At 62.2% G+C, this 24,031-nt stretch carries 17 protein-coding genes; 5 read left to right on the forward strand and 12 right to left on the reverse strand.

The genetic code is table 11. From position 1 onward, the window contains the following. Window position 1 precedes the first annotated feature (1 nt). The 5 genes from L2Y97_RS10850 to L2Y97_RS10870 form a co-directional block, all read right to left on the reverse strand. Window positions 2-1,816, reverse strand: coding sequence for an ATP-dependent helicase (locus L2Y97_RS10850; RefSeq protein ID WP_343218398.1), 1,815 nt, complete (start codon window positions 1,814-1,816; stop codon window positions 2-4). Beyond that, complete coding sequence (locus L2Y97_RS10855; protein WP_247436517.1) at window positions 1,738-3,546, reverse strand: ATP-dependent nuclease; 1,809 nt, start codon at window positions 3,544-3,546, stop codon at window positions 1,738-1,740. The genes L2Y97_RS10850 and L2Y97_RS10855 overlap by 79 nt, the downstream gene beginning before the upstream one ends. Before the next feature lie 56 nt (window positions 3,547-3,602). Beyond that, entirely contained in the window at window positions 3,603-4,202 is a 600-nt protein-coding gene (locus L2Y97_RS10860) for a hypothetical protein (protein WP_247436519.1), read from the reverse strand. Window positions 4,203-4,328: 126 nt separating this feature from the next. Further along, window positions 4,329-4,796, reverse strand: a complete 468-nt coding sequence (locus tag L2Y97_RS10865; protein WP_247436521.1) for a hypothetical protein — start codon at window positions 4,794-4,796, stop codon at window positions 4,329-4,331. After that, window positions 4,793-9,646: an RHS repeat-associated core domain-containing protein gene (locus tag L2Y97_RS10870; RefSeq protein ID WP_247436523.1), complete on the reverse strand. Its 4,854-nt coding sequence runs from the start codon at window positions 9,644-9,646 to the stop codon at window positions 4,793-4,795. Before L2Y97_RS10870 ends, L2Y97_RS10865 begins: the two co-directional genes overlap by 4 nt. Window positions 9,647-10,158: 512 nt before the next feature. On the opposite strand from L2Y97_RS10870, the gene L2Y97_RS10875 reads away from it, so the two are divergent. After that, window positions 10,159-10,746, forward strand: coding sequence for a hypothetical protein (locus L2Y97_RS10875; protein ID WP_247436525.1), 588 nt, complete (start codon window positions 10,159-10,161; stop codon window positions 10,744-10,746). A gap of 232 nt (window positions 10,747-10,978) precedes the next feature. Here L2Y97_RS10875 and L2Y97_RS10880 read toward each other — a convergent pair whose 3' ends face one another. The 4 genes from L2Y97_RS10880 to L2Y97_RS10895 form a co-directional block, all read right to left on the reverse strand. Then, window positions 10,979-11,326, reverse strand: a complete 348-nt coding sequence (locus tag L2Y97_RS10880) for a hypothetical protein (protein ID WP_247436527.1) — start codon at window positions 11,324-11,326, stop codon at window positions 10,979-10,981. A gap of 79 nt (window positions 11,327-11,405) precedes the next feature. Next, window positions 11,406-11,750, reverse strand: a complete 345-nt coding sequence (locus L2Y97_RS10885; protein ID WP_247436529.1) for a hypothetical protein — start codon at window positions 11,748-11,750, stop codon at window positions 11,406-11,408. Beyond that, on the reverse strand, window positions 11,747-12,103 hold the full coding sequence (locus tag L2Y97_RS10890; protein ID WP_247436531.1) for a hypothetical protein: 357 nt from the start codon (window positions 12,101-12,103) through the stop codon (window positions 11,747-11,749). Before L2Y97_RS10890 ends, L2Y97_RS10885 begins: the two co-directional genes overlap by 4 nt. Before the next feature lie 68 nt (window positions 12,104-12,171). Then, on the reverse strand, window positions 12,172-12,471 hold the full coding sequence (locus L2Y97_RS10895) for a hypothetical protein (RefSeq protein ID WP_247436533.1): 300 nt from the start codon (window positions 12,469-12,471) through the stop codon (window positions 12,172-12,174). A 387-nt stretch (window positions 12,472-12,858) separates the two neighbouring features. On the opposite strand from L2Y97_RS10895, the gene L2Y97_RS10900 reads away from it, so the two are divergent. From L2Y97_RS10900 to L2Y97_RS10915, 4 genes are all read left to right on the forward strand, one after another. After that, window positions 12,859-13,242 (forward strand): hypothetical protein, encoded by a 384-nt coding sequence (locus tag L2Y97_RS10900; protein WP_247436535.1) that lies wholly within the window; start codon window positions 12,859-12,861, stop codon window positions 13,240-13,242. Between the two features lie 224 nt (window positions 13,243-13,466). Continuing rightward, window positions 13,467-14,555: a TolB family protein gene (locus L2Y97_RS10905; protein ID WP_247436537.1), complete on the forward strand. Its 1,089-nt coding sequence runs from the start codon at window positions 13,467-13,469 to the stop codon at window positions 14,553-14,555. Between the two features lie 299 nt (window positions 14,556-14,854). After that, entirely contained in the window at window positions 14,855-18,388 is a 3,534-nt protein-coding gene (locus L2Y97_RS10910; protein WP_247436539.1) for an autotransporter domain-containing protein, read from the forward strand. A 199-nt stretch (window positions 18,389-18,587) separates the two neighbouring features. Then, window positions 18,588-20,597 carry an OPT family oligopeptide transporter gene (locus L2Y97_RS10915; protein WP_247436542.1) on the forward strand — a complete coding sequence of 670 codons (2,010 nt, stop codon included), beginning with the start codon at window positions 18,588-18,590 and terminating at the stop codon, window positions 20,595-20,597. A gap of 42 nt (window positions 20,598-20,639) precedes the next feature. On the opposite strand, the gene L2Y97_RS10920 is transcribed toward L2Y97_RS10915, so the two are convergent. From L2Y97_RS10920 to L2Y97_RS10930, 3 genes are all read right to left on the reverse strand, one after another. Then, entirely contained in the window at window positions 20,640-21,428 is a 789-nt protein-coding gene (locus tag L2Y97_RS10920) for a polysaccharide deacetylase family protein (protein ID WP_247436544.1), read from the reverse strand. Next, the gene (locus tag L2Y97_RS10925; protein ID WP_247436547.1) at window positions 21,425-22,225 is read right to left on the reverse strand and encodes a formyltransferase family protein; all 801 of its coding nucleotides are present in this window, start codon (window positions 22,223-22,225) and stop codon (window positions 21,425-21,427) included. Before L2Y97_RS10925 ends, L2Y97_RS10920 begins: the two co-directional genes overlap by 4 nt. Window positions 22,226-22,327: 102 nt before the next feature. Further along, window positions 22,328-23,920 carry a tryptophan halogenase family protein gene (locus tag L2Y97_RS10930; RefSeq protein ID WP_247436550.1) on the reverse strand — a complete coding sequence of 531 codons (1,593 nt, stop codon included), beginning with the start codon at window positions 23,918-23,920 and terminating at the stop codon, window positions 22,328-22,330. Window positions 23,921-24,031 lie beyond the last annotated feature (111 nt).

The raw sequence follows: 24,031 nt of genomic DNA on the forward strand, positions 1-24,031 counted from the left end.
ACTACAAGCGCGCGAGAAATCGTGATGGCCCGTTATTTCTCAGCGAGCTATCCACATAGAGGTGGAGCAACCGTTTCGCCCTCGTCATGGCGACATAGAGTACACGCCGCCCTTCTTCGATTTCAGCCGCAGAGGAAGCTGTGAAATGCGGAAAACGCGACTCGTTGGCCCTGACGATGGCCACCCCGTCGAATTCGCGGCCTTTGGCGGCATGCACCGTCATTAAGCGCAGTGCCTGATCTGGTCTGGCGAAAAGTCCCAGGCTATCCACCGTCACCTTTGGTGCAGGATGGCCCGACTGTCGCGCATGGATATCAGCGATTACCTCTTCTGCGGAGTTGCTGAACACGTTGCCCACCGGGTACCCCGCGTCATGGAACAGCTGGTCTGCAATCTGTGCGACCCGCCGGATCCAGGCGATCCCGTCGTCGTCGGCGGCAGCGTGCGCTTTCGCTGCGGCTTGGAGTTGCAAGCCAAGGACCCTGCCCTCCCAGCCGTCGAGACCAGATGCCCGCGAAACGCCTAGATCGTCCAGGGTGCGGCGCATTGCGCGCACAGTGAGCTCCAGGGCCATGACATTGGTCGCCGACGCAGCGAGGTTCTCCATCAGCCCCACGATGAGTCGACCGCGCCTGTACGGGCGCGCACCCGGTCCGATCACGGGGATACCTCGCTGCCAGCACAGCCTCGCGATCGGTAGTAGGTCCGTCCACCATGCGGCCAACACAGCGCAGTCACCTAAGCCCAGATGCGCCGCCTCGGCCGTGGGTACAAAGTGGTCGACGACCGCAGAGGCGCAATCCTGCGTTGTATATACCTCGGCAGACACCCCCCGCCTCGCAGCGGGCGGCCGCGCACGCATTCTTGGCTGCCTCGGCAACATGCGTTCCGCCATGCCCACAATCTCGTCCGACGATCGGAAATTTCCCGTCAGCGACAAGCGGTTTTCGCCACACACCTGAGCGATGAAGCCCTCCGATCGCGCTGCCTCGGCGCCGGTGAATTGATAGATCGACTGATGGGGGTCACCAACCAGAAAGAACTGGCTGCTGGCTTGTTGGAAAAGCCGGGTCAGGATTGTGAGCTGGGTATGGGTGGTGTCTTGGAATTCGTCAACGAGCACCGTGTGAAATTTCGCCGAGAGGCTTTGGACCGCTTCCGGAATCCGAGCGAGGATCTGCGCCGACTCCTGAAGGAGTAAGTTGTAGTCCAGCCATCCGCGCGCCCTGCACGCGTTCCAGTACAGCGGCATGACTTGCGCGAGAGGCCCTGCTCGGCCGGACAGTACGGGCTCGCCGGCGGCGGTCATGGATGCAGTGGCGAAGGTATCGAGTTCGATCGCTGACAGCGCGTTGGCCCCGAGTCCCTGGGTGATCTGTTGCACCAGCGCGATGGCCCGCTCGTCGTCAGGGGTGACGAAGGTGTACCCATGCTGGTAGCCCTCCAGCCGCTGATGGAACGGGCGGAAGATGTATGCCAGGCAGAATGAGTGAATTGTGCAGACCGCCACGCGATCCTCGCGCTGCTCTGGCAAGGCGGTCGTCAGCCTTTGCTGAATCTCATCCACAGCCGTGTTGGTGAACGTGATGCACGCCACCCGCCGCGGCAACCACCGATCCGACTGACATGCCTCAATGAGCCGGGCGGTCAGGACGCGAGTCTTTCCGCTACCTGGGCACGCCTCGACGTAGACGTTCCCGGTTCGGGCAACCGCGGCGCGTTGTTCCCCGGTCAGTCTCATGGTCGGGTCAGCCAGCAAACCGCGTCGTCGATGTACTCGGGGATGACGCGGCCAAGGTCGATCCGCGCCGCGCATAGCTGGGCAAAACGCGCCTTGCCGATGCGCTTGGCGACGTTCAGGACTGCCGTTCGATAGTCATCCTGCAGCCGGTCGCGGGCCGGATCACGTTCACGCAGAGCGTTGATCTCGGTCGCCATGAGGCGAAGCCGTGCCGCGGCGGCAGTGAGGCCGCCGTCGGCGGCAGCCGCCTGCAGCATTGTGGCGTTTTCGATATCGGCCAATTCCCGTTCGAACGTCGTCCGGCCCAGGAAGACGTTGACTGTTCCGCCGGCCCACTGCCGCAGATCCGCACGCACCTCGCCCGCGTCGGCATCCTCGCCGTCCTCGTCGACCGGCAGGTCGGCGTCGGCAATCACGACGCAACGCTTGCCCAGGGCCCCTCGTTCCAGCAGTTTCAGGAACGGCGTGAAATGCGTGCCGTTGATCGAGATGATGGAGATGCCGTGATCTTCCACGTCGATTTCCATCATTTCCTTGAGCAAGGCCGGCAGGAGGATCAGCTCGGCCGCCCCCTCGACCAAGATGATCTTCTGGGCGAACAGCAAGGTGGACTTGGTCGCGTCCAGGTACCGTTCAAGGTCCGCGCGCTCGCGATCGTCGAGCAAGCCGTTCTGGGCCACCGCACGGCAATGCGCGGCATTGCCTTGCCGAGTCAGCACGACGTGCGCATTGAGCGGTAGCCGTGCAGTCACGTGCGTACTGTGCGTGGTGACTACGGTCTGCATGCCCAGTGCCCGCAACGCTCCCATGAGCGTCAGTTGCAGTTGGGGGTGCAGGTGCGCCTCGGGCTCTTCGATCAGGATGAGCTGACCGGCGCAGCCCGGTCGGCGCGTTCGTTCTCGCAGGTACTCCAGCCAGATGGCGATGTACAGCGCGTTATTGAGGCCTAGTCCGTTCTTTGACGGGTCCACCCCCTGCAAGCCCCGCCCGTCGCTGAGCAGGATGCGCAGCGACCGCAGGAGTGATTCGTAGGTGGCATCCGCCACGCCTATCGCCGTGTTGATCGCATAGGACGGCCCGGTCGCGCCTTGCAGGGACCGCGCGATTGCTTGGGCGGTCGACGCGATCGAGGCCGCACCGGCCACGTCACGGTTGGCTTGTCCCAAGGTCGTCAGCAGCGCTGCGAGCTCGTCGGCCGGGATCGTCTTGGACTCCAGTAGCTTCACCAGTGGCGAGGTGCGCGGGTTACGCAGGTCCTGTTCGACGTCACGCAACGCGTGCAGACTGACGACCTGGAAGTACTGTAGGTCGGCGAAACGAAGCGGCTCTCCGACGTTATCGTCCCAGGCGAGTGCCGCTAGGTCGACACGGGGGTTGCCGCCACCGACGATTTCCCAGCCGTAGTCGTCCACGTGCAGCGCGTCGGCTACTTGGTCGCCCCGGGCAATGGCGTCGCGCACGGCGCGACGAGGCCGGTACCGGTACATCACGCGCGCACGGTCGACGGCGATCTGGCAGCCATGCAGCAGGGCCGCCTCATTCAGGTCCTCGGCAAAGCCGGAAAACTCCACACCGACCAGCACGTGGAAGGGGCGATCCTGCGGCACGTCGACGTGGATATCGGAGGGCGCCAATGCCCGCAGCCGCGCCGGCATCTCCACGTCCAAACAGAGCCGCAAGGCGGTGATCAGGTTGGACTTGCCCGCATTGTTCTCGCCCAGAATGCCCGTGACGGAGCCGGTGAGGGGCACATCCACCTGCTTCAGGTTGCGGAAGTTCTGGACGACCAGCCGAGTGATACGCATAAGGGTCCTTCCAGGCGCATGATGGGTGACAGCTTACCGCCTTCCCTCACCCACGGTCAGCCTGCTCGATCGGCGGCCCGTGGGGCCGCTCGTGCCGTTGCGCGGCGCTGTAAGCGCTTATGCGCCCCTTGGCCTGCCACCATCGCAACGCCTGCAAGCAGGCCGGCCAGCAGCGAAGGAATGACAAGCGGCTGTGGGACCGAGTATCGAAGCAATTGGATCACGGAAATACTCAAGGAGCCTGCGACCAAGGCGCTCACCGTGCCCAGGAGGAGCTTCTGGTGCCGTTCGCGTCGCGCCAGTGTCTCGTACGAGCTCTGAAACTCGCTCGCCACGGCGGCGTGACGACCTTCGATCAGGCCCCATTCCCGCCTGATCTCGCTACCCAGGGCTGTCAGCGTGTGGTGCTGGTTGCGAATGAGCAGATCCATCAGGAGGGCGAACGCGAAGGCCCCCAGCACGATCAGAAGGTTCTTCGTGCCCCACCGCCCTAGGTATTCCATCTGACTGCCGATAAGAATGAGCGCCGCTGGGATGGCCAGCAACTGGCTTTGGATATCGGCGAACACCTTGTTCAATTTCGCAATGAACTCGATCTTGTCCTTCTCGACATCCTCTTTGAACTTGGCAAACGAAAACTCGGAGACGTAGAGCATGCCAACCTACCCAGGAAACGGACCCCGTCAAGGGGGGGCGGCACAAACGGATTTTGAGTCCGCCGCCTGCCCCCGAAGACCTGATGACAGCTTCTTCAGGGGTATCTGACGGTAGTGCGGCCCGCGCTACGGCTGCGGCGCCGGATTGTCACGAAAATGCGCCTTGCAAAACGCCGACGGATTTCCGTCGGGCCAGTCCTGGTTGAACCACTCATTCGCGTAGTGGAGTTCGGGCATCGCGATGCCCTCCTTTTTGAGCACGACAGCAGCCTCGGTACCGCTTAGCCCTCGCCACACCTGTTCCGTTGCAGTATTGATGACGTTATATCCCTTGCACGGCTGTTCACCGGGCAGTGACGCCGCATCCGCGCCGGGCCGGACTTCGCAGGATGCAACGATGAAGCCCTTCGTCAGCCCGACCTGGAATACATATCTCTCAAGAACGGCAGTGTCGTGCCTGTCATAAACGCCCATTTCGACATGACTGGGGGCAGCAACCCAATAGCCATCCGAGAGACAACCAAAGTCGCGGACCTTGGCGCATGAAGATGCGCCAATACAAAGCAAGACCACGCTGGCTATGCGATACCTCACAACTGGCCACCTCCCGACAATTCGTCTTGCCACCAGCCGTCGACGTAGAAAGTCGTGCCACCGTAGTTCCATGTGTCCCAGAACTCCGCATTTGGCGTGCCGGCATGATTTTTGAAGTCACTCGGATTAACGAAAAGATCGTGGATCGAACTGGTAAGGACACAGTTGTAGTTGTACCCCTCAGCCATACAGCGGTTGTTTGCCTGGGGACACGTGTGCTGGACCTGGCACTTTGCATCCTGATGGAGGGACACACCACCAATCCAGAACACGCCGGACCTTGCACCCACGCTGCGCAGCGCGTCGTAGGGGCTCGAATCGTTGCAATGGATCCCCTTGGCAAAACCCTTTACCGCTGCTTCGGTCATGGACTTCCACTGTTCACGCAAGGGATGAATCATGCCTTCAACCTGACCGTCACAACCAATCTGGCCAAGGGTGACGTCACCGCCGCCGGCAAAGAAGTGGGCTGCAGCGCGGGTGTTCGACCAGCACAGACCCAGCGCATCGGTGCGCATCAGGGGACTGTTGCCTGCGTAGTCGAACGGTGATTCGCCACCAACCTGCGCGAGGGGATCCGTTTCGAGGTAACGGCCCGTGGCCGGCTCGTAGGTCCGGTGGTTATTGTGATGCAGACCCGTCTCGGCATCGAAGTACTGGCCCGCAAAGCGCAGTGGAAGCTCATAGGTGGACCCTGCCGATTTCGGCGACGATTCGCCAAATCCGTTGCCCACTGCCGCCCACGACCAGACAAGGGTACCTGCCGTGTTCACGGCCGCGCGCGGCGTCCCCGCGCCATCGGCGATGAGGTAGGTCACGGTGCCCACGCCGCTGATCGTGTCCACGGTTGCCACTGGCACACCATCCCACCAGATGTAGTCACGGATCACGTCGCCATACTCGCCAAGCAGCCGCCCAGATTCGTCATGGACGAAGGTGCGGTCGACACCCGCGACGGGCACCGTGGCCGATTTACGGACCCGCAAGCCGAGGCCGTCATAGCGGTAGCTGCCGACCACCTGCCCATCCTTGGCCACCTGGATGAGACGGTGGTCGTCGTCATACGTGAACACATATGCGCCCTGTCCCGACGTGAGGCCGGTTGTTGCACCACCCGCATCTTTGGACCGGGCAAACCCACCCACTGACGACAGGGTGCGCGTGCCGGCGAGATAGGCGTACGTGCCGGTCATCACCCCGTCGCCGGACTTCGATTGCCTGTCGCCCCCGAGAGAATAGGTCAAGGACGCATGGGTGACCGTCCCGGTGGTGTCTTTCGTCATGCGCCGGGCGGCGTCGTACGAAAGGGCGGCCGACGAGGCCACCCCACCGACCGTTTCGGTCATGGATGAAGTCTGTCCGTCGACGCCAAGTGTTGACGTCAGGGTATACGCCGACGACTGCACACCCGTCGACTGGTACGACTTGTCGTACGTCATCGTCACGGCCCGGCCGTTGAGCTGGAAGGTCGATGCTGGACCGAAAGGAAGATATTTCGCCTGGGCGACCACCGGATCGAGTGTGGTCGACCCGGGCTTGCGGACCGAGATGGCGCTGGTGTCGCCCTGCGCATCGTAGGTATAGGCTACCTTCGACCCACTCGGGTAGGTCATGGTTTTGACCCTGCCGCCGGGCGACCATTCGTAGGACACGGCGTATGTCGTTCCAGTATCGGTTTTCTGGGTCCGCGACGAGACATTGCCGAACCGGTCATAGCACCAGGTTGTTGTCGTTCCGTCCCGTGTCGCACGGACCAAGCGACCGATTGGATACGACGTCGCACAACCGGACGTTGCATTGGCCAGGTCGTACTCGAAGGTGACATTGCTCTTCGCGTGCGTCCCCGTTTGGGCCAATGGCCGGTCGAGCGCATCATAAGTCACAGTCTGTGCCCCGCCAGTCGCCAAGGTCCGCGCCGTCACGTTGCCCATCGCGTCATAAGAGAACACCGACGTCCCCGCGTCCGGGCTGACTTGCTTGAGCAAATTGCCGAGACCGTCGAAGGTGGTCGTGACCACCTGACCGAGAGGGTCGGTCACCGAGGTGATTTGATCGAGCGTGTCGTACTTGAAGCCGGTCGTCGCATGCGCGGTGGACGATGCGGTGCCGGCGGCATCGTTGACCACCGACGAGAGGCGGCCCAGCGCGTCATAGGCCCTTGTCGTCTGTGTGCCGAACCCATCCTGGCCGTGGACGGGCTTGCCCGACGCATCAAACGAATCCGCGAAACCGGCACCATTGACCGACACGCCGTCGCCGTTGAGCACGGATACCACCTGACCTAGCGCGGAGTACACCCATCCCTTCGACGAGCGGACCACACCGGTGACATCGACAAACTCAAGCTTCGTGCGCGAGCCGGCCGCATTGAGGGTTACCCGCATGAGGGAGCCGTCCTGCGCCTTGACGCTGGTCAGCCGGTGGGCGTCGTCGTAGGCGTAGGTCAGCTGCACGCCATCGCCATCCGTTGTCGAGATGACGTTGCCGGCATTGTCATAGGCCAGCGTCACGGACATGTCGTTGCTCGACGCGGCGCCACTGGCATTGGCGCGGATGATTTTCCTGGCCAGCGCGCCCCGGGGCGTATATGTGTAGTCGGTGAACGTGCCATTGGCATCCTTCGTCCTTGCCACCTTGCCAAGACGCGTGTAAGCGAAGTTCGTCGTCACCTGACCCAGCTCATTGGTCGTCGTCTTCAGGTCGCCAAGGCGATGGCAGGAGAGTCCGATGGAGCCGCATCCGCTTTCGTCCGTCGTCATGAAGTATGTGTAAGTCTTCGTGGCATTGATGTCCGTGCGGGGGTTTTTCGAGGACAACAGAAGGCCGATCAACGGACATTGGGTGGCATCGACCGCGTCGCAATAGCTGTAGGTCCAGCGGCGGACGCCGGAAGCGACCGCCCCCGTTGCCGGACAGGAAGCCTGCTGGACCGAGCGGGGGTCGGAATCGCAGGTGGCGAGCACCTGCCCCCGGGCGTTGTAGGTCCAGAGCTTCTGGTTGACCGCAACGCCGGCGTTGTCCCGCACGATCCTGCTTAGCGGCAGACGAAAGCCGTCGTCCCACACGGTTTCGGTTGTTCGCTGAACCAGCGTGCCGACTGCTTCTGTGAGCTTCGTTTCAAGACCAAGGGCATTGTAGTCGTGGTCCGTGGTGACCCCGTTGGCATCGACCACATGGTCGGGAAAACCGTTTGCGTCGAAGGTGGAGGACGTCGGTAAGGTCGGCGGACCGCTCGGGGAGGCAGTCCCGCCAGCAGGGGTGCTGCCGGTGCTGCCGACAAGGTGCGTGACGCCGAAGATGGTCTGGAATTTCAGCGTGCGAACGGCAGGCGCAGTCGCCGACCCCAGGTAATTCTTGACGTCCGTCGAGCCATCGGCCGCATAGGTCAGTTCGACGCGGTCGGCATCTGCATCTGCTGTGCCATGCACGCTCAGGATGGCCCTCCCATTGGCGTCGTACCGCCAGCTGGCCGAACGCTTGCCGCTTTCGTCGGTGATGCCCGTCAAAAGGAGCGGGTTTGCGTTCTCCCCTTCCCCGTAGACATACGTCCGGGTCGCCGAGTAACTCGCGTCAAGGGTCGACGTGTACACGACCTGTTTGAGCATGCCCCGGTACTGTTGGTACGGCGAATCGGTCGAGTCGTACACATAGGTGACCACAAGGCCGCCGCTCGAGACCATCTTCGTCAGGCGGATGGCAGAATCACCCGAGCCGATGGGAACAGTCTCATAGGTGAACGCGAGATTGCGGCCATTTTCGTCCGTCACCTGCGCGAGGAGCCCGTTGGTGTACGCCATGTCGAGCGTGTGACCATCCCGGTCGGATATCCGTGTGAGCTGGCCTTCCGCGCCGTACTCCTCGGTGACGCCCTGATCGGATTCCACCGTCCAGCCAATCGTTTTTCCCTGGGCGTCAAAGATTTCCAGCAACGACAGCGTTACATCCGGGTCCGCCTTCCAGTGGCCTGTTGCGTCGTGGGAGAAATAGAACTTGTCACCATTGCCCCGGTAGGCGGTCGCCGTCGTTGCACCTTCCGTCGAGACCTTCGTAATGCGGAGGTCAAAGTTGCTCTGCCACTGGCGACCGAGAACCCACGGGCTCCATTGCTGCGAGCTGTTGTAGTAGCGGGCAAATCCAAGCAGTGTGCCGTTGCCCGAAAAGTCGACCTCGCGCTGGAGCTTGTAGCCAAGCGCAGAATGCACCGGATTGGACCCATTGCAGCCGGCCTTGCACGGGTCATTGTTCTTCGTCGGGTCTGGCGTGCCCGCAGGCAGGACACAGGTATTAGTCGCCCCGTCTCCGACGTAGCCGGCCGGGCATTCCACGGCACGGCGACGATAGACCGTCAGGCCGTCCTGCGAAGAACTCAGGCAACTGGGTGGTGAGAAGGTGTAGGTGACCGACAGGTCGCGGACGTTCTGGTTCTCAACGCCGAGATAGAAGGTCGGATAACGACTGTCGCTGCCGCAGGCACCATAGTTCGGCTGCTCAACAGTACCCCAGACGCCTTGGTAAGTTGGCGCACCACAGCCCGTGTTGTAATACTGGTTGGCGCCGGTGCTGGCTGCTGTCTCCTCGTCGAAATACCCGAACTGCGCCACTTCGCAGCGGTTGTAGCCGTACTCATAGGGTCCGACAATGGGCGCCACGCGTTGTTGTGCGTGCGCGGCCGGACCGCTGATGAGTCCCACGGCTATCGTCAGCAAGCACAGAACGCGCGCCAGCGCTCCGAACACCTTGGATGCCGACCGCCTGACGATATCCTTAGCTCGACACATGCCTGAGGCCTGATGAGATCCCGGCATTGCGGTCTCCCCGTCTTCCTTCCCACCCCTGTCGTGCGTGCCCATCGTCCTTGCTCCTTCGACCGGTTTTTGACCGCACGATGTTACGAACCAGCCGAAGGAATTGATGTAGGCGCACACCTACGTCCGCGTGACCTGGGTCACGATTCAAGAAAGCGGCTTCCCCGCCGTCAACATTGCATACTCAGATCTGACTGAGGGCCAGCAGAACGAGGAATGACCTCGGGCCACTGTCCGAGACTTGGCGTCGCGTTGGAGACGCTTGGCCCAAGCGATGCTGCAGGTTTCAGGGATACGCGACACCTACGCAGTCCCCGCGATCGTAACCCATTGTTATTGAGAGCCCTGCTTCGCATCATAGTTAACCCCGCCCGGAAGCCCCGGCACGAGATGGTCCCTTCTGGCAGTCCCGGCTTTCAGCACTTCCACGGGGAAAACATGCATTGACGGTGACATCGCTTGAGCGCATAACGCGGTTTGCGAATTAGCCCAAGCCCGACCAGCCGGCGCGCTAGCCCCCAGCGAGGTCGAAGACACAGACCAACAGGATGACGGGTATGACGCGTAGACCATATTCATGGATGGGCCTTTCAATCTTGATTGGGCTTCTAATAACCGCTTGCAGTTCATCAGACAACACCGCCTTGGTGTCGCCTACGCCAGTCATCAACGCACAGGCGAGGCAGCTCCTCTCATTTGAGGTAAATCCGCAGCCAGGGTTTGTTGATGATGTTGAAGCGTCCGCCGATTGGGTCATTACAGATCACTCATGCGCTCCCAAACATCCGATTTCAGGAGTGCCCATCGAAAACACCGCGCACCTGGCAGCCCGTGTCGAACGAAGCGGCGCCTCGTACGTCGTTTCGACCTTGACAGATCAGGTCGAGGGCGACCGCTGTCACTGGTCCCTAGCTCTCGTCGATGTGCGTTTCTTTAACGGAGGTAGGCTTGTGGGTGGCGCAGGAATCACTCCGGATGCCGTGCAGCAACTACCGGTTAAGCCGGTCACCATCGTTTGCCAACCTAGTTCATTGGCGCCGGTCGACTGCATGTCACTTGAAGCAGCAAGAAATACGTTCTTCAAACACCCAGACGTCAATCGTTTTCAGATCACGATAAAGGACTCTCAGCATTACCACCTCTAACGCCGATTTGGTAGGTCTTTTGTCATTGGTTTACAACTCGCTTCCAACGGCGGGGCAAGATCTGCTGATTAATGGGACACGTTGGTCGTCAGCGGAATCCTGTATGCCCACTTGCTATCGCAACTCCGGTTTCCGCTGCAGCACAGGCGCCTAGAGTTGCCGCACTGTTGATTCAAACGAATTGATTATGAATTTCGTCGTGGCAGTGAGACCTGGGATTCAATCGTGCGAGTTAGGCCTTCTTGAAGGCCTGCCAGAACGCCATAACCGCAAAGATCCCAATGCCACCCAATCCGCCACTCAAGGCAGTGACCGTGGCCCAGTACAGGATTGGATGTTCTGCGTGATGGAAGGTTGCGCTCCCGCCTCCCCTGCTCTGGCCCGTGATGATTCCATTTTCCAATGAATAGACTAAGCCGCCGATACCACCGTAGAACCACAGCGAGAAAGCGATACCCATAAGCATCCATGCGAGCTGGGCGATGCCTTTCTTGGGGCCAGCGCTTCTCCCCTTGTTGTAGAGCGCAATGGCCGCGCTTCCGCATACAGCACTCGTGATGACTAGGCCGAGCGTTAACATGGTTCGGATTCCCGAGGAAATTCACGCGTTTGAGAAGACTATGGGGCGCACCATCGAGCTCTCTGATCCGGATGACAAATCAGCCCTTCTTAAGGGCTTTGCAGGCAGCGACAACGGTAAAAACGGCGAAGATGCCTATCGCGACCGTAAGCATGCCCAGTGCACCCCAGAAGAAGACAGGGTGTTCGTTGCGGTGGAACGTCACGCTGCCGCTTCTACTGCCGTATACGACGATACCTCTTTCGATCACGTCCCCCAGTCCGCCGATGGCGCCAACGACATAGGTACCCAGCCCAATGGCGGCAAGAACCCATGCAAGCCGGGCCGCCCCGTTTCTTGCCCCGTCCGTGATCGCCTTGTTGAACAGGGCAATCAATATGCTGGCACTCGCCGACCCGGCGATGACATAACCTATCGCAATCATTCATCTACCTCCCCACGGGTATAGCGCGCGCCAGTCTTGGCGACCTTGTTGAGGGTTTTCCGGTCGAGGGCTTTCCAGAAACACATCAGCGCAAAAAAGGCGAACACCCCAAGTCCCGCCGTCAGGGCGAGAAAGGTGATCCAAAAAAGGATGGGATGTTCAGCGCGCTGGAATGTAGCGCTTCCGCCACCCCGGCTCTGCCCGGTGACAGTCCCGTGTTCCAGGCAGTAGAGCATCCCGTCAATGCCACCGCGAACCCATAATGCGAACGAAACGCCCATAAGCGCCCACGCCAACCGAGCCACACCTGCGCTCGGACCATCGCTTTTGCCCTTGTTGTAGAGCGCCAACATCGCGCTTGCGCATGTCGCCCCAGCAATCAATAGTCCTAATGTCTGCATGTTCGTTGAGAATAGGAGAGTTAGCCCTTCTTGAGAGCTTTCCAAAAACACCCGACGGAAATGGCGGCAAAAATCGCCATGGAACCCACCGATCCGACAAATGCGGTCCAATAAAGAACCGGATGCGCTGAGCGATCGAGAACGGACGTGCCTGCCCGGCTTTGTATTGCGGTGACCTCATGCTCAAGGGCGTACAGCATTCCGCCTACGCCACCGTAGATCCAGGCAGCAATCGCTACGCCGAAGAGCATCCAGGAAATGCGTGCGGCCATGTTCCGCGCACCACCGGTCACAGCCTTGTTAAAGATGGCCACGAGCATGCCGCCGCATCCGGACACCGCGATAAGTAACCCGAGTCTTGTCATCGACGTTTGAACCTGGGTCGCGGAGCCGACCGCCACACCACTGCCCCACTACCAAGCCGGCGTAGGGTTAGCCGTAGCTGGCCGCGACCGATCACGCCCCCACCTACGCAAATGGTCAACGCAAGCTCACGCCTGCGGACATCGTACGATGCGCTCATGTGTTCCCCCGGCCCGACATCACTGTCCAGCGCCCGATCCTTCCTTCCAGGCGCAATGCCGGCTGAGAGTGCCACAAGTTCTTGCGGAAAGCGCTACCAATTCTGGGCAAGACTAGGGGGATACGCGGGCCATCCTAAGTTGCGGCCCGAACTGGTCAGTGCAGAAAATTACTCGGGAGCGACGATGATGACGTATCGGTCCGCGCATGTAGCACTGTTGATGGTGATGGTCGTCGGCTGTGCAAGCACCAGGGCGGCTGAGCCTTCGAAAGGGCTTTCGGTCGATCAGGCGAAAGCGAAGGCGGAAGCGTTGACGCGAACTGTCTATCAAGGGGCGCATCTGTATCCGGAACTGGAGGAGCAGATGTCGCCAGGCTTCTATGGATTGGAATTGCACTGGGATCAAGCGGTCGAAGGCAGCCAGGTCGCGGCGTTCCTTCAAGTTGATAGGTTGAACGGCAATGTGTTCGAAGTATCGGGGGTAACCTGCTACCAGTACGGGCAGGACAAGAAAATGCATGAGGTTCATCCCCACGGCGCGCTGCGTCTGCCAGACGTCTGCATGTAACCCTCAGCTTCGGGACGGGTTCGACCGTCGCCAAGAAGTCTCGTTATATGAAGGGGATCGGATCACTGGAGGTGGAGCCCTGGCCACGGCGATACCCCGAAGAGCAATCGCCCTCAATCGCTAATCGAATACGGCGAGGTGACTTCCGTCGCCCGCAACACCGCCGGATGATCGCCGCGCCAGGGGACAATTCGTGCCCCGGGGTTCTCGGGGGGGCAATCTGATTGAAATTACGATTCCTGGCTATCCTGTCACTCGCCTGCGGCTCTGCGGCGGGAACTGACGCGCGCCTCGATCGGGCCGCGCTCCCGGGCCGGCTGTTCTTCGTCGCATATGACCGGGTGCACGCGCCCCCTCCAGGGCATCCGATAACTCGAAAGCTTTACGTGATACCGGCCAGCGGAGCGGCGGCGCCCATCGAGGTTATTTCCGATGAGCTGGTCTCCGGACTCGTCGGCTACCCGGCCCGGCATGCGGTGGGTGTCAACCTGAGTGCCGGGCCCAACCGGAGTTCCTTTCTCATCGACACCGGCGCGCCACATTTCCTCAAGACGCCGCTCATCCCGTGGGAAGTGCAAAGCCCTTTCAGTTCACCTGACTGGACGACTCCCGACGCTCCACCAGCGATGCAAGCGCAACGTTACTTGTCGACACAGATAACGGTCGCACCGGACGGACAGCGCGTCGCTGGCATCATGGGTCCCGGGATGCGCATGTGCATCGCGCCCACCAGTGGCAATGAACCGCTGCTTTGTGCGGTCGAAGTTCGTGCTTGCGACAGTCATTTCGCGTCGTGGTCGCCTGATGGAAAAGCGATCGTCTTCGCCGGGGCGATCAAGGCCGATCGCAGCAGCTGCAATCTCCATGAGCTTTTTATCATGGATACCAGCACTGGCGTGACCCGCCAGCTAACGGATATTCCTGGCGACCGCCTGGGTCGGGAGATGCGCGAAGCCATTGTCGTTAAGGGCGATGCGACGGATCGCAGGCACAAATCGAACCACCCCGTCTGGTCGCCCGACGCCCAATGGATCGCGTTCAATTCGCCCAAGGGGATCTCGCTCATTCACCCTGATGGGACCGGACTTCACGTGATCATCAAACCGCTCGGCATCGATCCGGCCTGGTCGCCCGATGGCACGCTCATCGCTTACCTCGTGCCGCACAGGGGCGCAGGCGATAAGCGCCGCTTCCCACGGCGTTTCGATATCCCGTGGGTCATCCATGTGTCCAGGGCCGATGGAGCCGGCGATACGCAGATATCCGATGACAGCGGTGCATTGGCGGTGATGGAGTTAGTGTGGATGGACTAAGACCTGCGCCGTTGCTGCTTCGGACCTGATAGGCGGCGCGGCCCCGGGGCCTCTTTAGCTTCGATTGCCCATCCTCATCGCACTGGCGTACCGAAGGATCTTGCGGCAAGATGCTGCGACAACAGGGGAAGAGCATGGAAGAATCACGGGATCCGGGAGTGTCCGGTCGCATGCCCATGGGTGAATGGGTCAGGCCTGCCGCGTTGGCGTTTGCAGTGGCCGTGGCGCTCGGGCTATCGGGGTGTGGCGGCGGTGGCGGAGGCAATACGAGGCCTTCGACGACGCCAGCGGCACCGCCGGTGACGCCGCCACCGGCGAGTAACCCTCCACCTGCGGATAATCCCCCGCCCGTCGGCAACCCTCCCCCACCAAGCACCCCGGTATTCACTGGCGGCGAAATCGATGTTGACACCAGCGAGTCTGTCGAACTGCCCGGCAGCTACGGCGGCCCGATCGACTTGATCAAAGGTGGCGAGGGCTCGCTCATTCTGACCGGCAACAGCACGTATACCGGTGGCACCACCATCAAGCAGGGCACGTTGCAACTCGGCAACGGGGGCATCACGGGATCAATCAAGGGCGACGTCCAGAATGATGGACAGTTTGCCTTCTATCGCAGCGACGACGTCACGTTCGACGGCTTGATCAGCGGGACGGGAGTGCTAAACCAGCACGGTGGCGGGAGGCTCACCATAACGGCCGCCAATACCTACACAGGTGGAACAAGCGTCGGCGGTGGCACCCTGGAAGTGGCGCCGGGAGCGGCGCTAGGCACGGGCGATGTCACCGTAGGCTTGTATGTTGCCCCCGCACTGTCGGCGACACTACAGGTCGATCGGGGTGCTGCGCTTCCCAACACGGTCTGGCTCGCGGGCCATGGCGTTTTGGACAATACCGGCCTCGTCGGTGGTGACGTACCGCTAGCCGTTCGCTCCGTGAACATACTGCCCGGCTCCGCGCCTGTCGTTTTGAATCACGACGGCGGAATGATCAAGGGTGCCGGCTACTCCATCCAGATTTACGATGCCGATGCCCTCGTTCGGAACAGTAGCGGTGGCACGATTGATGGCGTGCAATTCGGCATGCTTCTCGGCTATGGCGGTAGGGTCGAGAACGATGGTGTCGGTAGCCTCATTCGTTCCGATACAGCGGCTGCCATTACCACGCAGGCGATCGGGACAAGCATTCGGAATACCGACGGCGCAACGATCACCGGGTGGCTGGGCCTTGACCTGCAGGCCGGTGGTGGCGTGACCAACGCTGGTGTGGGTAGTTCAATCTCCGGAATCTACAGCGGCATCATGGCTGCGGGTGGCTCGGCATCGGTTAGCAACACGGGCGGCGCCAGGATCTCGAGCGCCGGAACAACGATTTCCCTGGAGCGCGGCGGCAGCGTCGTGAATGGCAGTGGCTCCCTCATCGAAACCCGCGGCACGGCGACGGGGCCCTGCATCACGGTGGGCGTGTGCGCGATTTCCGCGGGTTCGTATCTGGACACCTTCGGCAACGTCCGCGGCGGCCTGGTACTGAGCAACGCGGGAACGATCGTTGGCAATATCCAGGTGGCTCACGACGCAGGTGCCGACGTGACACTGTTTGCAGGTAGCTCCATTCGCGGCGACCTCGATATCGGTTCGGGCCGCCTGACATTTGATGGAGCGTCAGGACAGGCGCAGCTGTACTCGCAGGCGGTCACGGGAAGAACGACGTTCACGGGCGGCTTGACGGTGCGGGGTGGAAGTCAGTGGAACATCGACAACGACGATCTCCAGTTGAACAGTGTCACCATCACCGATGGCACCTTGCAGGTGGGCAACGGCGGTACGACAGGCTCGATTGGCCCCGGCGCCAATGTCGACATCTACCACGGTAATCTGGTGTTCAACCGGAGTGACGATCTGACGTTCGACGGGAGCATTTCGAGCGGTCACTCCGAGGCTTACGACGGCACACTCGTCCAGGCCGGCACCGGTACATTGACACTTGTGCTGGGAGACAACGACCTCAGTCCCACGCACGTCAGGATTGATCGCGGCACGTTGCAGATCGATAACACGGGTGCGATGCCAGGAAGCGAAATCAGTAGCTACCCCTTTGCTACGGACATCGTGAACAATGGCTCGCTCGTCTTTGACAGCTCCCTGAATATCTTCACCGGCAGCATCTCCGGCTCAGGCTCGGTCACACAAAATGGCTCGGCCGCTTTGATCATGGATGGCCGAAGCACCTACACCGGCGGCCTCATGATCCATTCGGGCTCGGTGATGACCTCGGACGTTTTACCCGGCGACGTAACGGTAAGTCAGGCGGCCGTCCTGAGCGGCGGTGGCCGGGCGCCGCAACCAGGCCTGCCAGGTGTCGGCGGAAATCTGGCCAATGCCGGAAGGGTCGTGCTCGCTGGTGGTGACGCGGTTATTGGCGGCAACTACAACCAGTTATCCAGTGGCACGCTCGCGGTCAAGCTTGGCAGCAAGCTTGCGGTAAATGGCACTGCGACGCTGGGCGGTGGCGTATTGGAAATCACGGGTGCGGAAGCCGGTTACACCAGCAATACGCACACTGACGTACTTACGGCGACAGGTGGCCTCAACGGCACCTTCGACAGACTGGTCAAAGACACCGGTGTGGTGTTCACTGCGACCACCATCACATACGACGCACATGGCGCGTGGCTCGATACGACGGGGCTGGACGTAACGACGGCGGCCGCGGGTAATGGGGTCACCTACACGCCGGCCTCCTTCCGCAGTGCGCAGCGAGTACAAGGCGCCTTCACCCAGCTGGATGATCACGCGGCCGCTGGCAGCGCCTCGGGCGTATCCAGTGATTTCGTGCGCGCCGCAGGACAGTTCCAGCAGGCACCGACATTGGAGGCTGCGCAAGCGTCGCTGCAGAGCCTGTCGGGCCAGCTTCATGCGGCCAGCGCGGCCATGACATTCGAGGCTATCGATGCCTCCACCCGGGCCATGTCCGATCACCTCGACGATCTGCTCGGCAAGAACAGCGGTGTTGGCGTCTGGACCCAGAATCTCAACGTGGGTGGTGACATGGGTCGGGCCGGCTATGACGGCGTGGGTTTCCAGTTGAATGGCTGGCTCGTCGGTAGTGATCGACAGATCGGCAACGCCGGCGTAGCGGGTTTCGCGTTTGGCCAGAGCCAGGGGCGTCAACAGCTTGATCGGAGTTATGACCACAACCGCAGCCGCAACACCGAGGGTATGTTCTACGCCGCTGGTCTACAGGGGAACTGGTATACGCAGGGGCGCGTCGGATTTGGCCAGTTCCGTCAGGACGTCAGTCGTCAGCTCCTGCTGGGAGTGAGTCAGCAAGGTGTGGCCACGCGTTTCGGCGGCAACTACAGGGTGGCCTACGGCGAAAGCGGTCTGCACCTGGACTGGGCCGGAAGTCGCCTGATGCCTAACATCAATGTCGAATACGCCAGCATCGATCGCGGCGGCTTCGCCGAACAGGGTGCGGGCGGGTTCGGCTTACGCAGCAACGCGCAATCGGTGACCCGTTGGCAGGCGGGCCTGGGCATGCGGGCTGCCCATCATTGGGCTATCGATGGCGGGCGCGCCGTCGACCTCAACGCTGGAGTACAGTTTCGCAGGACGGTTGCCTCAAAGGGCGAGGTGTTCGACGCCAGCTTCGTCGGCCTTCAGGAATGGCAGCCGCTTGGCGGGATTGGCCTGTCGCGGTACAGCGGCGTGTTGAACATCGGCCTCGATGCGACGCTGTCGGCGCGCACGACAGTAAAACTCGGATATGACTACCAGAAGGGCCAGCGCGACCAGGCTCAGGCGCTCTCGGCTCATCTGGTTATGGCGTTCTAAGCGCGATGATCCATGTGTCCCCCGGGCGCGCCGGGAGGCTACCCATCTCATTGTTGCGGGCCCATCACTCCGTCAACCCATTGCCATTCCTGCCAAATCCGGCAACCCTACCCCCTGGCCCGCCACCGGAGTTGGGCCCAACGTATCCGAGCCGCCCTAAGCGGCCACAAGGGGACTACCACATGACCGGACGACTTTCGTGAGCGGCAATCTTCCTACCGACAACCGCAAGGAGCTGACCGTTCGCGGTCTCATCCTGGGCGTGATCATCACGGTGGTGTTTACCGCCGCCAACGTGTTCTTCGGCCTGAAGGCGGGCCTCACCTTCGCCACCTCGATCCCGGCGGCGGTGATCTCCATGGCCCTGCTACGCGGGTTCAAGGATTCCACCATTCAGGAAAACAACGTGGTGCAGACGATCGCCTCGGCGGCGGGCACCTTGTCCTCGATCATCTTCGTGCTGCCCGGCATGATCATGATCGGCTGGTGGGCGGATTTCCCGTTCTGGATGTCCTTCGCTGTGTGCGCCCTGGGCGGCATCCTGGGTGTGATGTACTCCATCCCCCTGCGCCGCGCCTTGGTCACCAATTCCGACCTGCCCTACCCCGAAGGCCTGGCCTGCGCGGAAGTGTTGAAGGTGGGCAGTGGCGATGATGCCGATGCCCATAGCGTGGACGAGAGCCGTGCCGGCCTCCTGGCCGTGCTGTGGGGTTCGATCGCCTCGGCCGCGTTTGCCGTCGTCGTGGCCACCCAGGTTTTCGCCAGCGATTTCGTGCGCTACTTCCGGGTGAACGACAAGGGTGCGGTCAGCGGTTTCGACTTCAGCCTCTCCTTCGCGCTGTTTGCCATTGGCCACCTTGTCGGCCTGTCCGTGGGCATCGCGATGCTGATCGGCGCGATTATCGGCTGGGGATGGGGGGTGCCGCACTTCTCCATGCTCGGCGACCTGTCGCAGCCGATGTCCGACCTGGCCAATGCGACCTGGAGCCACAAGGTGCGCTTCGTCGGTGCCGGCGCGATCGGCGTCTCGGCGATCTGGACCCTGGCCAAGCTGGTGAAGCCGGTGATCACCGGCCTGACCTCGGCCATGGCTGCCGCGAAGGTACGCAAAGCCGGCAAGGCCGATACCCTGCCCCGCACCGAGCGCGACATCCCGATCGGTATCGTCGGCCTGGTCACCCTGGCGTGCTTCGTGCCGATCGCGTGGCTGCTTGGCTACTTCGGCAACACGGCCGGTCTCGGCGCTCACGTGGGCGTGCTGGCCATTGGCGGTGTGGCCTTCGTGGTGCTGATGGGCTTCTTTGTTTCCACCGTGTGCGGCTACATGGCGGGCCTCATCGGCTCCTCCAATAGTCCGCTCTCGGGCGTGGGCATCCTGGTGGTTATCGCTGCCGCGTTGCTGCTGGTCGCCTTCGTCAAGCCGTACGTCGGCCCGGAGGAAGGCAAGGCGCTGGTGGCGTTCGCGCTGTTCATCACTGCGGTGGTGTTTACCGTGGCCGCGATTGCCAATAACAACCTGCAGGATCTGAAGACCGGCCAGCTGGTGGACGCGACGCCGTGGCGTCAGCAGGTCGCGCTGGTCGTGGGCGTGATCGCGGGTGCGGCGGTGATCCCGCCGGTGCTGGATCTGATCAACAAGGCCTACGGCTTTGTCGGTGTGGCGGGCGCGGGTGCGCACGCGCTGCCGGCCCCGCAGGCAGGCCTGATCTCCGCGCTGGCCCAGGGTGTGATCACGGGCAATATCGACTGGAGCCTGATCCAGATCGGCGTTGGGATCGGCATCGTCATCATCCTGATCGATGAAATCCTGGCGCGCACCACCAAGCAGGCACGCATCCCACCGCTGGCTGTCGGCCTGGGCATTTACCTGCCGACTGTCAGCACCCTGATGGTCGTTGTCGGTTCGGTAGTCGGTTGGTACTTCGATCGCCGCGCCGACCGCTCGGCCCGCCCGGAAAGCACCAAGCAGCTCGGCGTGTTGCTGGCGTCGGGCCTGATCGTGGGCGAGAGCATCATCGGTGTGGTCATTGCCGCAATCGTCGCCTTCGCCGACAAGCTGGGCTTCAGCAACCTGCAGGCGCCGCTGGCCCTGGTCGGGGAGGATTTCGGCGAGAAGGCCCAGTGGATCGGCGGCATCGTGTTCGCGCTGATCGTGATCTTCATGTACCGCTGGGTCGCCCGGATGGCCAACGGTATCGGTAGCAAGTGAATTTGCCGGTCGCGCTCGCTGTGAGGCGGGCGCGACCCGGCGTCAGGCCTGTATGCGCTCGTGCAGCAGCCTCGCACGCGCAAAGCGATACACCGGCCCCGCCCAGCGCTTAAGCGGCTTCTTGACGTTCCACGCCGCCCACTGCTTCAGGCGCGCCCCACCCTCGCCGCTCGCAAGCGCCACGGCCATCGCAGGCGACGATTCCCGCAACAGCGCGTAGCGGCCCAGCACGGCACAGGTGCCGCTGTGCTGGTCACGCGTGGTGGGTTCCGAGGTAAACAAGGTGCATATCCCGGCTACCTCGGCCGCGCGCAGAACATCCATGGACATGAAGCCGCCCGGTACGGACGCGGTGTGTACGCGTTCACCGAGGATCTGTTCGAGGGTATCCACGCTGCGCCGCCATTCATCATGCAGCGCTTTCGAATCGAGCTGCGAGATGTTCGCCGGGTGGGTATGCGAATGGCTGCCGATCAGGTGGCCATCCTGTCGCAGCGCGCGGAGATCTTGGGCACTCACAAACCCGGTGGTGCCAATGCGGGACGTGGTGATGAAGAAGCAGCCGCGAACGCCTCGCTGGAGCATGGCCTCGCCGGCAGCAGACGCGCTCGCGCCGCCATCATCGTACGTGAGCAGGCAGCCGTCGAAGGCGCCGCCAGCCACGGCATCCGGCTCAGCAAATACGGTCCCCGCAGCACGCAGCGCATCCAGGTGGGCGAGGAAGTTCGCGGTATCGAGCTTGTAGTGCGCCGCCGCGCTACCGGGAAAACCGCTGTCGTCCCAGCGGCCGGCAGCCACCACGTCGTGGTACATGAGGGTCGCGAGGCTCATTCGGCGGCCGCAACCGGTTGCTTATCGAGCGCGGCCCGCTTCCAGCGCAGGTAACGGCTCAGCCAAGGCTGGCCCCATACACCGCTTGGCCGGCCCGTCACATCCAATGGCTTGGCGGTGCCGGCGGCGATGTCCCTTATCCGCTGGGCCAGGGCATCCAGGTTCTCCAGCACCATGCGGTACTGGATGCGGATGTGGGATTCGTTGGCCTCGTCGAAGGCATAGGTGAAATAGCCATGGACCGGCCCGGTGTCCACGCCGGTATCGATCCGCAGCAGGGTGAGCCCTACTTTGTCGAGGTCACGCTCGGCCAGGGCCCAGAAGCAGCCATGGGCATTGCGGTATTCGGGGCAGATGCCCGGGTGCATGACCAGGCACCCTTGCTTCGGGATGCGGAAGATCCGCTTCGACAGAAGCTGCTTGCTGCGGGCGATCATCACATCGGGCTTGCAACCAGTCAGGAACTCGGCGACTTCCGGGGCGTTGGCGCTGGAAACCCGCAGCTCAGGTACAGCCGGCACCTCGCCAAACCGGGCGCGAAGGCCCGCCAGGCTGGCCTCCATCCAGGCGTGATCGGCGGCCGCCAGCCGAAAACGGTAGTAGAACCGCATCGCCAGCACATCCAGGAACCGTAACGGCCCGACGCGCTGCAACTCACGCCGCACGCGCGCCTGCTTCTGCGTCCCGGTCTCTTCGATAACGACCAGGCCGGCCAGATCCGAAAACGACGCCAGCCAGGCCGCAAGGCCCTCACGGTCGAACGCATCCTCGGCGTGGCACATCAATACGGTGCGCATCAGTCGCACTCAGGTGGAAGGCGGCCTATTCTGGCGCCGCCCCGGCCGGGGCGCGATTGGTCGAAGGGTCTATGCCGCCTAGCTTTCCGCTAGCGAGAGGCTCTAAGAGGTCGCGACGGCCCTACTCTTAATGGAGGTCAGCCTGCTCGCATGCTCGCCACATAGCTGTTCAACCAGCTCCCGATGATCCGGCAGATCCCCCAGTGCCCTCGCCGCCGCCTGCTGGATCATCGCAAACTCCAGCCGCGCCGCCTCCATATGCGGATACGCGCTCCGCATCGGCTCCAGGTCCGTCTTAAATTCCATCCCATACAACACGTATTGCCAGCTGGACGGCATGAACATTTCAAAGTCCGTAACGAAATCCAGCCGGTGTGGCGGTCGGCGCTTCCACTTCGCCAGCTTGTCCTGCAGGGATGCCGGAATGCTGGCCGGGTCGCAGTTATCTGCCCAGAACGCCGAATCACGTCGCTGGCTCAAGCAATAGTGCATCTTGATGAAGTCGATGATGCGGTCGTAACGCGCCACCATCATCTCGTTGAAATGCTTCGCTGCGCCTTCCATGTCGTCGGTGTCGCCCGGCAGCAGATGGGTCAGCAGGTACGTTGCCAGTTCGATCAGCGCGATGCCGGTCGACTCGAGGGGCTCGACGAAGCCACCGGCCAGGCCGACGCCGACGCAGTTCTTGCGCCAGTGCTCGGGGCGGTAACCGGTTTCGAACTTGATGTGCAGGGCTTTCGCGTCCGCACCGGCCTTTCCAAGGTACTGGCGGAAGACGGCTTCGGCACGGTCGGTATCGGTATGCCGCGACGAGTACACGTACCCGACGCCACGCCGCTTCTGTAAGCCGATATCCCATATCCAACCCGCCTCCTGCGCCGTGGAGATGGTGTACGAAGGAATGGGTGTATCGGCTGCCTCGTAGGGCACTTGCATGGCCACGGCACGATCGGAGAACAGCACATCCGCGCGGCTGCGGAACGGTGATTGCATGACGTTGCCGATCAGCAGGCTACGCAGGCCGGTGCAGTCCACGTACAGATCAGCGGTGAGGTCGCCCTCCTCCTTCGTGACCACGCGCGCGATGGCGCCGTGCTCGTCAAGCTCTGTGCGTTCCACCGTCGCCACGTGCCTAACTACGCCAAGCGTCTCCTGGCCATGCTCGGCAAGCACACGGGCGAAGCAGGCGGCGTCGAAGTGGAAGGCGTGGTTCATCGGCCCTTGGTATTCCGCATCGCGGGCACGCTTCGGGGCACGCGAGTGCTCGACCAGCGTCGTCTGCATCGATACCGCCTCGGCAAATGACATGCCCGGCGGCGCCGCACCCAACAGCCAGTACGGCAACAGCTCCGGGCCGCCGGGGCGCTGGCTGGGCGGGTTGAACGGGTGGAAGAAGTGCGAAGCACCCGGCGTACCCGGCGGACGCACCCAGTGGCGGTAATGAATGCCTTGCTTGTACGTCGCGGTGGCACCCACGAGGAAGCGACGCTCATCGAGGCCAATCGCCGCCAGCGTGCCGCGAATGGAAGGAAACGTGGCCTCCCCTACCCCAAGCAAGCCGATATCCGGTGACTCAACCAGATGCACCTGCACGCTCTGCGGATCCACCGCATTCACGGCCTTGGCGAGATAGCACGCGGCCAGCCAGCCGGCGGTACCGCCGCCCACAACCAACACTTTCTTCAGGCGCGCCATGGCGTATTCCTGCGGGTGCTACACGATGGGAAGAAAGAACTGCCGGGCCGGCCCACGCGGACCCGGCAAAAAGCGCCATTCACGGGGAGAGGTGGCGACGCTCTGCCAGCG

The organism is Luteibacter aegosomatissinici, assembly GCF_023078495.1.
Classification (GTDB): Bacteria; Pseudomonadota; Gammaproteobacteria; order Xanthomonadales; family Rhodanobacteraceae; genus Luteibacter; species Luteibacter aegosomatissinici.

Excerpts from the sequence above, each read along its gene's own strand:
- L2Y97_RS10850 (WP_343218398.1), bottom strand. The coding sequence starts at position 1,816 with ATGCGCGGCGCGGATCGACCTTGGCCGCGTCATCCCCGAGTACATCGA.
- L2Y97_RS10855 (WP_247436517.1), bottom strand. The coding sequence starts at position 3,546 with ATGCGTATCACTCGGCTGGTCGTCCAGAACTTCCGCAACCTGAAGCAG.
- L2Y97_RS10860 (WP_247436519.1), bottom strand. The coding sequence starts at position 4,202 with ATGCTCTACGTCTCCGAGTTTTCGTTTGCCAAGTTCAAAGAGGATGTC.
- L2Y97_RS10870 (WP_247436523.1), bottom strand. The coding sequence starts at position 9,646 with ATGGGCACGCACGACAGGGGTGGGAAGGAAGACGGGGAGACCGCAATG.
- L2Y97_RS10875 (WP_247436525.1), top strand. The coding sequence starts at position 10,159 with ATGACGCGTAGACCATATTCATGGATGGGCCTTTCAATCTTGATTGGG.
- L2Y97_RS10880 (WP_247436527.1), bottom strand. The coding sequence starts at position 11,326 with ATGTTAACGCTCGGCCTAGTCATCACGAGTGCTGTATGCGGAAGCGCG.
- L2Y97_RS10885 (WP_247436529.1), bottom strand. The coding sequence starts at position 11,750 with ATGATTGCGATAGGTTATGTCATCGCCGGGTCGGCGAGTGCCAGCATA.
- L2Y97_RS10890 (WP_247436531.1), bottom strand. The coding sequence starts at position 12,103 with ATGTTGGCGCTCTACAACAAGGGCAAAAGCGATGGTCCGAGCGCAGGT.
- L2Y97_RS10895 (WP_247436533.1), bottom strand. The coding sequence starts at position 12,471 with ATGCTCGTGGCCATCTTTAACAAGGCTGTGACCGGTGGTGCGCGGAAC.
- L2Y97_RS10900 (WP_247436535.1), top strand. The coding sequence starts at position 12,859 with ATGATGACGTATCGGTCCGCGCATGTAGCACTGTTGATGGTGATGGTC.
- L2Y97_RS10920 (WP_247436544.1), bottom strand. The coding sequence starts at position 21,428 with ATGAGCCTCGCGACCCTCATGTACCACGACGTGGTGGCTGCCGGCCGC.
- L2Y97_RS10925 (WP_247436547.1), bottom strand. The coding sequence starts at position 22,225 with ATGCGCACCGTATTGATGTGCCACGCCGAGGATGCGTTCGACCGTGAG.
- L2Y97_RS10930 (WP_247436550.1), bottom strand. The coding sequence starts at position 23,920 with ATGGCGCGCCTGAAGAAAGTGTTGGTTGTGGGCGGCGGTACCGCCGGC.